Origin of the sequence: Sphingomonas sp. CCH9-F2 (assembly GCF_001556735.1) — a bacterium.
GTDB classification, from domain to species: Bacteria; Pseudomonadota; Alphaproteobacteria; order Sphingomonadales; family Sphingomonadaceae; genus Sphingomonas; species Sphingomonas ginsenosidimutans.
Genome location: NZ_LSJO01000073.1, coordinates 1 through 5002, shown reverse-complemented (window position 1 = coordinate 5002; position 5002 = coordinate 1). Strand labels below are relative to the sequence as shown.

Below are 5002 nucleotides of genomic sequence, written 5' to 3'. Positions count from 1 at the left end.
GGTGCTGCGCGCGCACCAATTGTTCAACGGCCGCGTCCGCGACCTGGTGGTCTATTCGATCGTCGCGTCGGAATGGCCGGGCGTGCGCATGAACCTGAATTTCCTGCTGGAGAAACCGCGATGACCGCGATCACCGATTTCACCGTCACCGCCGCCGACGGATCGCCTGTCGCGCTCGACGCGTATCGGGGCAAGGTGCTGCTGATCGTCAATACCGCCTCGAAATGCGGCTTCACCCCGCAGTACGAGGGGCTAGAGGCGCTGCACCGCCGCTATGCCGACCGCGGTTTCGAGGTGCTGGGCTTCCCGTGCAATCAGTTCGGTGCGCAGGAACCTGGCGACGCGGCGGAGATCGCCAGTTTCTGCTCGCTGACCTATGACGTCACCTTCCCGGTGTTCGCCAAGATCGACGTCAACGGTGCGGGCGCCGATCCGCTATTCGAACGGCTGAAGGCCGACGCGCCCGGCGTGCTGGGGTCGAAGGCGATCAAGTGGAACTTCACCAAGTTCCTGGTCGACCGGGAGGGGCGGACGGTGAACCGCTACGCGCCCACCACCAAGCCGGCGGATATCGAAAAGGATATCGAGGCGCTGCTGGGCTGATCGCCCCGCTTCCCCTCCGTCATGCCGGACCCTACGTGCCGCGCGCCCATAAGGCGTTGCTCTTGCGGCACGGTGGACCCCCGGGACAGGGCGCTCAAGGCGCCCGACGGTGGCCTTACTCCGGCACGGCGAACGCGCTCGCTCCCTTGCGGTGGTCCCCCGCGGCGGCAAGCGCGGCGACGCCGCCGAACAGGAAGCTGATCGCCAGCACATAGCCCGGCAGCGTCAGCGCCGACCACGGCACCGTCATCGCGATGAACACCGCCAGCAGCAGGTTCACCGCGCCCAGCGCCATCACCATCGCGCGCCGCCGCCGCATCTTCAGCCCCCACCACAGCTCCAGCGCGCCACGCGCGCCCAGCCACACCGCGACGGTCAGCGTCAGCGAGATCGCGCCCGTCACCGGCTCCATCACCATCAACCCGCCGACCACGACGGAGAGGATGCCGAACAGCACCGAATAGCCACGGCTCTCCGCGCCTTGGGCGAACAACCCCGCCGCGATCGCGAACACACCCGATACGAAGAACAGCACCCCGATCGTCACCGTCGCGGCGAAGGTGGCGGCATAGGGAAAGGCGAAAGCCGCGATCCCCAGCACCACCGACACCACGCCATAGGCCATGATCCAGCCCCACCCGGCGCCGGTCGCCGGGCTGGTGGGCGGGCCGGAGGTCGGGCCGGAGGTCGGGCCGGAGCTCGGGGGCGTATCGGGTGGCAGGATCGGATCGCGCAGGTCGGTCATCGCACTAACTCCTGGTGGCGTCGGTGGCGAACGGGTGCGCGCGGTGGCGGTTCCGCACTGGTCGAATCAGGCGGTTCACATTAGGTAAGGCCGATGCCGCATTCCGGGTTCGTACCGCTCCGCATCTTCTCGTCCTACACGATGCTCGACGGCGCGATCGAGCCGAAGGCGATGGCCAAGCGCGCCGCAAAGCTGGGCTTTCCCGCCGCCGCGCTGACCGATCGCAACGGCCTTTATGCCGCGATGGCCTTTTCCGACGCGGCGGTGGGCGCGGGGGTGCAGCCGGTGATCGGTACGATGCTGGGCCTCGCGCGGCCCGACATGCCCGACGGTGCGCCGCCGGTGATCGACTGGATCGCGCTCTATGCGCAGGATAGCGCCGGCTACGACAATCTGTGCGCGCTGGTTAGCCACGCGCATCTCGACCGGCCGCTGGAACTCGCGCCGCACGTCGGCTTCGACCTGCTGGAACGTCATTGCGCGGGGCTGATCGCGCTGACCGCCGGCGGGGAGGGCGGGGTCGCGCGGCTGTTCGCGGAGGATCAGCCCGCGCGCGCCGCAGCCTATGCCGACCGGCTGGCGGCGATCTTCCCCGATCGCCTCTATATCGAGCTGTGCCGACGCGGCGACGCGACCGAGGAAAAGGCGGAGGAGCCGCTGCTCGACCTCGCCTACGATCGCAACTGGCCGATCGTCGCCACCAACCCCAGCTGTTTCGAGGAAGCGGCGTTCGGCGACGCGCATGACGCGATGCTGTGCATCGCGCATTCCACCTATGTGGAAAGCGAGGATCGCCCGCGTTCGTCGCCCGATGCGTGGATGAAGCCGGCCGAGGAAATGAAGGCGCTGTTCGCCGATCTGCCGGAGGCGATCGCCAATACGCTGGTCGTGGCGCAGCGGTGCGCGGTGGCGGCGCCGAAGCGCAAGCCGATCCTCCCCAGCCTCGCCGGCGACCGCGAGGGCGAGGCCGCGATGCTGCGCGACCGCGCGCGCGAGGGTCTGGCCGCACGGCTCCGGCGGATCGAGGAGCTTGGGCAGGCCGGGGGCGAGGGGTGGCAGGACGCCTATCGCGCGCGGCTGGAATTCGAGCTGGACGTCATCATCCAGATGGGATTCCCCGGCTATTTCCTGATCGTTGCGGATTTCATACAATGGGCCAAGTCGCACGACATTCCGGTCGGGCCGGGCCGCGGATCGGGCGCCGGCTCGGCGGTCGCCTGGGCGCTGACGATCACCGATCTCGATCCGCTGCAACTGGGGCTGCTGTTCGAACGCTTCCTGAACCCGGAGCGCGTGTCGATGCCCGACTTCGACATCGACTTCTGCGAAACCCGGCGCGGCGAGGTGATCCGCTACGTGCAGGAGAAATACGGCCGCGACCAGGTGGCGCAGATCATCACCTTCGGTAAGCTGAAGGCGCGCGCGGTGCTGAAGGATACCGGCCGCGTGCTCCAGATGAGCTACGGGCAGGTCGACCGGCTGGCCAAGCTGGTGCCCAACCACCCCACCGACCCGTGGGACCTGAAGCGCGCGCTGAACGGCGTGCCGGAGCTGGCGAAGGAATATTCTAACGACAACCAGGTCCGCCACTTATGGGATCTGGCGACCAAGCTCGAAGGGTTGCCGCGCCACTCCTCCACCCATGCCGCGGGCGTGGTGATCGGCGACCGGCCGCTGGCGCAATTGGTGCCGCTCTACCGCGATCCGCGTTCCGACATGCCGGTGACGCAGTTCGACATGAAATATGTCGAGGGGGCGGGGCTGGTGAAGTTCGACTTCCTGGGCCTGAAAACGTTGTCAGTCCTCAAGAAGGCGGTGCAGCTGCTTGAAAAGCGTGGGATTTCGATTGACCTCGATGCGCTGTCTTGGGACGATGAGGGCGTCTACAAACTTCTCCAGCGCGGCGACACGGTCGGCGTGTTCCAGCTGGAATCGGAGGGGATGCGCCGCACGCTGTCGGCGGTGCGCCCGACCAATTTCGGCGATATCGTCGCGCTCGTCTCGCTCTACCGCCCCGGCCCGATGGATAACATCCCGTCGTTCGGCCGGCGCAAGCAGGGGACGGAGGAGATCACTTACCCGCACCCGCTGCTCGAACCGATCCTGTCCGAAACCTATGGCATCTTCGTCTATCAGGAACAGGTGATGCAGGCCGCACAGGTGCTGGCGGGCTATTCGCTCGGCGGCGCCGACCTGCTGCGCCGCGCGATGGGCAAGAAGATCAAGGCGGAGATGGACGCGCAGCGCGCCACCTTTGTCGCCGGCTGTGCCGAGCATAACGGGATCAAGGCGGATTACGCCAACCAACTGTTCGACTTGATCGACAAGTTCGCGGGCTATGGCTTCAACAAGAGCCACGCCGCCGCCTATGCGCTGCTGGCGTACCAGACCGCGTGGCTGAAGGCGCATCACCCGGCGGAATTCTTCGCCGCGTCGATGTGTTACGACATCCATCTGACCGACAAGCTGGCGGTGTTCGTCGACGACATGCGCCGGCTGGGCATCGCGCTGCTGCCGCCGTGCATCAACGCCAGCCAGGCCGAGTTCGACGTGGAGGTGGATGGCGAGGGCGCGCCCGCGGTCCGCTACGCGCTCGCCGCGCTCAAGTCGGTGGGGGAAGGCGCGATGGAGCGGCTGGTCGAGGAGCGCACGAACGGCGGCGCGTTCCGCAGCCTCGACGATCTGGCCAACCGCGTCGACCCGCGGCTCATCAACAAGCGCCAGCTGGAGACGCTGGCGGCGGGCGGCGCGTTCGACGTGCTCGACGCCAACCGCGCCGGCGTCCACGCGGTCGCCGAAACGGTACTGGCGATCGCGGCCAGCACGCATCACGGCCGCACCAGCGGGCAGGGCGGGCTGTTCGGCGACGATGCCGGGACCGGCGACACGATCAAGCCGCCCGCCGACGTCCGCTGGACGCTCGCCGAACGGATGGAGCAGGAGAAGGAGGCGTTCGGCTTCTATTTCTCCGCGCATCCCGTCGACCGTTTCCGCCATCTGGCGAAGATGCACGGCGCGCGCAGCTATACGGCGCTGAACGACCTGCCGATCCCCGACGGAGCGCGGGTGATGGCGACGATGGCGGTGCTGGTCGAGGATGCGCGCTGGCGCACCTCGGCGCGCGGGCGGCGCTATCTGATGGCGACGCTGTCGGACGCCACCGGGCAGTTCATCGCGACCTGTTTCGAGGACGGCGCCTCGGCCGCGCTGGAGGAAGCCGCCAAGACCGGCGAATGCGGCCTCCTGACCGTCGAGCTGGACCGCCGCCCCGGCGAGGAAACCCCGCGCGTCTCGATCAAGGGGATCAAGCCGTTCGACGGGCTGGCCAACGTCACCCGTTTTGCGCTGGCGGTGACCGCCGACAGCCCTGCTGCCGTGGCTGGCCTCGCCGCGCTGATCGGCCCGCTGCGCGGCAGCGCGCGCGGAAAGGTGACGCTGAAGGTGCCGCTGGACGGCGATGCCGCCGCGGTGGTGATCCTGGGCCGCGACTTCGCGCTCGACGCCGAACTAGCCGAGCGGATCGAGCAGCTGCCCGGGGTGACGAAGGTGGAATTCGACGTCGAGGAGACGCGGCTGAAATCGGTGGGGTGATCCCGGCGCGGCGAACATCCCCCAGCCCGACCTGTCAGCCCACTCCAACCGTCACCCCAGCCC

The 5002-nt window shown here is 68.1% G+C and carries 3 protein-coding genes; 2 read left to right on the top strand and 1 reads right to left on the bottom strand.

The features are described from left to right. Nucleotides 1–120: 120 nt before the first annotated feature. On the top strand, nucleotides 121–603 hold the full coding sequence (locus AX685_RS02175; RefSeq protein ID WP_066484930.1) for a glutathione peroxidase: 483 nt from the start codon (nucleotides 121–123) through the stop codon (nucleotides 601–603). A gap of 115 nt (nucleotides 604–718) precedes the next feature. On the opposite strand, the gene AX685_RS02170 is transcribed toward AX685_RS02175, so the two are convergent. Continuing rightward, complete coding sequence (locus tag AX685_RS02170) at nucleotides 719–1348, bottom strand: HdeD family acid-resistance protein (protein WP_082740445.1); 630 nt, start codon at nucleotides 1346–1348, stop codon at nucleotides 719–721. 93 nt (nucleotides 1349–1441) lie between these two features. Between AX685_RS02170 and dnaE the strand changes: the two genes are divergently transcribed. Beyond that, a complete protein-coding gene (dnaE, locus tag AX685_RS02165) occupies nucleotides 1442–4939 on the top strand; it encodes a DNA polymerase III subunit alpha (RefSeq protein ID WP_066484923.1) in 3498 nt (1165 codons plus the stop codon). Nucleotides 4940–5002 lie beyond the last annotated feature (63 nt).

Bases quoted from the DNA above. Each gene is read 5' to 3' on its own strand.
- AX685_RS02175 (WP_066484930.1), top strand. From the start codon at position 121: ATGACCGCGATCACCGATTTCACCGTCACCGCCGCCGACGGATCGCCT.
- AX685_RS02170 (WP_082740445.1), bottom strand. From the start codon at position 1,348: ATGACCGACCTGCGCGATCCGATCCTGCCACCCGATACGCCCCCGAGC.
- dnaE (WP_066484923.1), top strand. From the start codon at position 1,442: ATGCCGCATTCCGGGTTCGTACCGCTCCGCATCTTCTCGTCCTACACG.